General features: G+C 62.1%; 3 protein-coding genes and 1 pseudogene. All 4 read right to left on the bottom strand.

Annotated features, from left to right (window positions below):
- Positions 1–68: 68 nt before the first annotated feature.
- Positions 69–494 (bottom strand): tripartite tricarboxylate transporter substrate binding protein, encoded by a 426-nt coding sequence (locus RN01_RS31200; protein ID WP_231582331.1) that lies wholly within the window; start codon positions 492–494, stop codon positions 69–71.
- Positions 495–649: 155 nt separating this feature from the next.
- Positions 650–1,396: a TetR/AcrR family transcriptional regulator gene (locus RN01_RS31205; protein WP_223277407.1), complete on the bottom strand. Its 747-nt coding sequence runs from the start codon at positions 1,394–1,396 to the stop codon at positions 650–652.
- Between the two features lie 145 nt (positions 1,397–1,541).
- Positions 1,542–2,789, bottom strand: a complete 1,248-nt coding sequence (locus RN01_RS31210; protein WP_017512667.1) for an MFS transporter — start codon at positions 2,787–2,789, stop codon at positions 1,542–1,544.
- Between the two features lie 65 nt (positions 2,790–2,854).
- Positions 2,855–3,255, bottom strand: a pseudogene (locus RN01_RS31215) (hypothetical protein); the annotation flags it as partial.

The raw sequence follows: 3,255 nt of genomic DNA on the forward strand, positions 1-3,255 counted from the left end.
AGCGCTTCTTGGAGCCTCCCATCAACATCACTACACCGCCTTCGGAAGCCGGTTAGAAGTTCCCTTCATCAACCGGCTATTCCGAATACCCGATTTTTGTAGGGTGTCGCGGGACCGGCCACGAACATCATCGGCGTGTACGCCAGCGTCGCAGCCACTTCAGTGTCGCGCTGGATATCGAATTTTGCTTCCTTGTACATGACGGGCGTCGTGACAGCCGCCGCTGCGTGAAACAGCACAAGCGTGTACCCGTCGGCTGGCGCCTGCTTGAGCGCGCTCATCGCAACGATGCCGTTACCGCCAGGCTTGTTCTCCACGATCACCTGCTGCTTCCAGGCGCTGGTCAGGCGTTCGGCAACCTGCCGGGCGATGATATCCGGCGCGCTGCCCGCAATCGATGGCACAAGGATCCGGACCATCTTGTCTGGATACGTGCTGGCGACGGCCGGCAGGGCCAAGGCGAGCAGCGTTAGCGCGAGGAAGGGGCGTTTCATGTTGTCTCCACGTCTGGCGTACCGGCGACATCATCGTCGCGGCACTTATTTGATATACCGTCAAATAAGGATTGTAGTTTTATTGACTGCATCTCAAATAAGTAGATACCACTAGCGAGGAGGCATCGAGAAAATGATGGTCCCCGCGCTACCGGTTACGCGGAACGCGCGCTTCTTTTCTTCGCAGGTTTTACGTCGCGCTGCCAGGCAGCGATGCCATCGAGCGTAATGCGAAGTCCTTCTTCAAAGGCGGTATCGGAGGACAGTTGTGAGAACGATCGGCTGACAAAGCGCGCACCGGGATACTGCTCGGCCGATACCGAATCCAGCTTGTTCTGAATAAATGCCTGGTGATAGGCGGGCAGTTGGCGCGAGGCTTCCGCCATGCTTGCCGCGACTAGGTACTGCGCCAGCAAGTGGTAACCCAAGGCGACTTGCTCTGCGGAAAAACCGCCCTGCATGATCGCCGAAGTCATCCGGTTGAAGAACTCCAGGCCATAGTCGGTTTCGCCCGGCTGCACATCCTGAAACAGCCGGTACCGGTTATGCGACGCCACATAGTTGCTGACACCGGGATTTTCCACCGCCACCTGGAAGCTGAGCCGCGCGATGCGCTCCACGTCCGCGCGCCAGTCGCCCGTCAGTGGCGGGATCCGCAGGGTGCGCTGGCGATAGTAATCGTTCAGTACACCTGACACCAGTTGATCGCGACCACCAAGGTAATAGTGGATCAGCCCCGGCGCCACGCCAAAGTCCTTGGCAAGCTGGACCATCGAGATCTGGTCCAGCGGCAAGGTCTTTGTCAGCTTGATCGCATGCTGCAGGATCGTCGTGCGGCTGAGCATGGGCTCGGCGCCGATCGGGGACTCCGTTTTTGGTGGTCGGCCGCGTCGGCGCGGCACCGGATTGGGCGTGGGCTGTGCGGCAACCTTGGCAGCGGGCGACTTACGGGCGGCAGGCATGGGCGTTGGACGATCAGACCGACTGGAAATTGGTGGTATGCCAATTCTATCCCCGATCGCCCCATACGCCATCCTTCGCGTCCACCTAGGCAGACGCCACCGCTGTTGCGTCCTGCCCTTCCGCGCCGGCTTTGTAGCGTCCGAGAGACAGAACCAGCGCGGCGGCAGCCAGCAGCATCCAGGGCAGGACCAGCAACGGCACATCGTAGCTGCCATGCCGATCGAACCAGGCGCCCAGCCCGATCGGACCGATGACTGCACCCAAGCCGTAGCCGGAAAAGGCAATGCCAAACAGCGAGCCAAACGAGGTCAGACCGAAGTATGACCGGACCAGGTAGGAAATCAGGTCGCCCTCCGCCCCGATAGTCAGGCCAATGAGCGTGGTCGCCACCAGCAACGCGGCGTAGTCGTGAGTCCCACGCAGCAGGAATACCCCGACCGCGCCCCCGATGAAGAAGACGCTTGCCACCAGTGGCGCATGGATTTTGTCGATCAGTAGCCCGGTGAGCAGACGCCCGACGAGAAGCCCAACGCCGACCATCGAGGCACTCCGCGCTGCCATGGCTGCATCGAAGCCGCGATCCGCGAACAGCGATGGGAGATGCGGCCCTAGCGACAGGGTGGCCGCAGAACTCAATACGAACACCAGCCAGATCGCCCAGAGCCGGTAGCTACGCATCGCCACTGCCAGCGCTACACCTTGCGGCACATGCTTTGCCCCACGGCTGCCGGAGAACCGCTCCCGCAACAGCCCGCAGGCCACCAACGAAAGCACGACCGAGCCAGCACCCAGACCTACGTAGGCCATACGCCAGCCAAATGTCGTGACCAGAAACTGCGCCGTGATCGGCAGGATGACGGTGCCAGCCCCGAGGCCGCACATCGCAATGCCCAGCGCAAGGCCCAGACGACGATCGAACCACTGGGGCAGCACTGCAAGGTAGCCCAGCACCGAGGTCGCCGCGCCGGACACGCCGACAACAACCGAAAGCGCCACCCACATCAACATGCTGCCGTTTTGCAGTGACATCGCGGCAGTGGCCAGGCCAAACACGATCGCCGAACACACGATCACCCGACGAATGCCGAAACGGTCCATCATGGCGCCAACGATGGGACTGACAACGGCCAGCCCAAACATCGACGCCGCATACGACAGGGACGCCTGCGAGCGTCCCCAACCGAACTCAGCGGCCAGCGGCCTGACGAAGACGCCAGCCGTGGCGTTGAACAAAGGGGCGTATCCGGCCAACATCCCGAGGGCGGCGCCGAGGATCACGCTGACGTAAATCCAGCCGGCGGCACGAGGCAATACTTGGGGGGCGTCATGCATATCACGGTCTCCGTGGTCGTGGCGGCGCCTTCCGTGGGCGGCCGCCTTATGGTTTGCGCAGAGGCTCAGCGCAGTCCGGTCTGGCTGCCCAGATAAGCGCCTGCGCCGGGCGCCTTGGCTTCCAGGCCGAGCCTGCGCAGCATCTGCCGCACGGTACAGGCCGCCGTCGACGTCACCGGAATGCCAAGCGCTTGCTGGGCGGGCTCGAGCGCCGCCAACGACGGCATCTGCACGCAGGCGGACAGGACCACGGTGTCCACACCCTTGGTGTCCAACCGCTTCACGTCTTCGAGCAGTCGCAGCGGGTCCCGCTCTCCAACCTCAAGGTTGTCGAGAATCGAGAAATTGATGACATCCTTCACTTCGATGTGACCTTGCCCCTGTTCCACGAATCCCATAACCGAGGGAATTAGGCAGCCCGGTGTTGCTGAGCTGCGGACCAGTTTTTCTCGAACGTCATGGGGCT

Origin of the sequence: Cupriavidus sp. SHE, from assembly GCF_000812445.1 — a bacterium.
Lineage (GTDB): Bacteria > Pseudomonadota > Gammaproteobacteria > Burkholderiales > Burkholderiaceae > Cupriavidus > Cupriavidus metallidurans.